Here is a 1,809-nt window from a genome sequence, read left to right as displayed (position 1 = left end):
GTCCGTAGATCCGGTTGTTGAACAGCAGGATCGTGATGTTCATGTTGCGGCGCAGCGCGTGGATCAGGTGGTTGCCCCCGATCGACAGCGCGTCGCCGTCGCCGGTGACCACCCAGACCGAGAGGTCGGGACGCGTCACCGCCAGCCCGGTCGCGATCGCCGGCGCACGGCCGTGGATCGAGTGCATCCCGTAGGTGTCGAGGTAGTACGGGAACCGCGAGGAGCACCCGATGCCCGAGACGAACACGATGTTCTCGCGGCGCAGGCCCAGCTCGGGCAAGAACGAGCGCACCGACGCGAGGACGGCGTAGTCGCCGCAGCCCGGGCACCAGCGCACCTCCTGGTCGGAGGTGAAGTCCTTGGCCTTCTGCGGGGTGTCGGTGGTCGGGACGAGGTCCAGGCCACCGTGCTTCGGGGTGGGCAGGTCCACTGTGGTCATGCGGGAAGATCCCCCTTCACGGCGTCGGTGAGGACACCGGCGAGCTCTTCGGCCCCGAACGGCAGGCCGGCCACCTTCGTGTAGGAGCGCGCGTCCACCAGGTAGCGCGCACGCAGCATCATCGCGAGCTGCCCGAGGTTCATCTCGGGGACGACGACGCGGCGGTAGCTCCCGAGGACCTCACCGAGGTTGTCGGGCAGCGGGTTGAGGTTGCGCAGGTGCGCCTGGGCGACGGACAGGCCCGCGGCCCGCACGCGGCGGCAGGCCGCGCCGATCGGGCCGAACGTCGAGCCCCAGCCGAGCACGAGCACCTCGGCGTCGCCGTCCGGGTCGTCCACGGTGATGTCCGGGACCTCGATGCCGTCGATCTTGGCCTGCCGCAGCCGGACCATGCGGTCGTGGTTGTCCGGGTCGTAGGAGATCGAGCCGCGCCCGTCGGCCTTCTCCAGGCCGCCGATGCGGTGCTCCAGCCCCGGCGTGCCCGGGACGGCCCACGGCCGGGCGAGCGTGTCGTCGTCGCGCAGGTAGGGCCAGAACTCGCCGGACCCGTCGGGGGCGTTCGGCTCGGTCGCGAACTCCACGGACAGGTCCGGGAGGGACTCGACGTCGGGCACGTTCCACGGCTCCGAGCCGTTGGCGATCGAGCCGTCGGAGAGCAGGAAGACCGGCGTGCGGTAGGTCAGCGCGATCCGGGCCGCCTGGATCGCGGCGTCGAAGCACTCGCTCGGCGATGCCGGCGCCACGATCGGGACCGGGGCCTCGCCGTTGCGCCCGTACATCGCCTGGAGCAGGTCGGCCTGCTCGGTCTTGGTCGGGAGCCCGGTCGAGGGTCCGCCGCGCTGGACGTCGAGGATCAGCAGCGGCAGCTCGAGCGCGACCGCGAGCCCGATCGTCTCCGACTTCAGCGCCACCCCGGGCCCGGAGGTCGAGGTGACGCCGAGCGCGCCGCCGAACGACGCGCCCAGCGCCGCGCCGACGCCCGCGATCTCGTCCTCGGCCTGGAACGTCGTCACGCCCATGCCCTTGTGCTTGGACAGCTCGTGCAGCACGTCCGAGGCCGGGGTGATCGGGTAGGTGCCCAGGAACACCGGCAGCTTCGCGAGCTGGCCGGCGGCGACCACGCCGTAGGCCAGCGCGAGGTTGCCGGTGATCTGGCGGTAGGTGCCCGTGGGCAGCGCCGCCGGGGCGACCTCGTAGGTGACGGCGAACGACTCGGTGGTCTCGCCGTAGTTCCACCCGGTGCGGAAGGCCAGGATGTTGGCCTCGGCCAGCTCGGGCTTCTTGGCGAACTTCTCGCGCAGGAACGCCTCGGTGCCCTCGGTGCCGCGGTGGTACATCCACGACAGCAGCCCGAGCGCGAACATGTTCTT

Annotated in this window: 2 protein-coding genes; both read right to left on the bottom strand. The window is 71.4% G+C overall.

Features of this window, described 5'->3' with window-relative positions:
• A partial coding sequence (locus AC0CYZ_RS30865; RefSeq protein ID WP_472221941.1) for a thiamine pyrophosphate-dependent enzyme occupies nucleotides 1-439 on the bottom strand: 439 nt, incomplete at its 3' end.
• A partial coding sequence (locus tag AC0CYZ_RS30860; protein ID WP_472221939.1) for a 2-oxoacid:acceptor oxidoreductase subunit alpha occupies nucleotides 436-1,809 on the bottom strand: 1,374 nt, incomplete at its 5' end. The genes AC0CYZ_RS30860 and AC0CYZ_RS30865, both read right to left, overlap by 4 nt.

It is taken from the genome of Actinomycetospora sp. (assembly GCF_055612215.1).
Note: the sequence above shows the minus strand (reverse complement) of the source record. Positions and strands in the feature narration are given on the sequence as shown.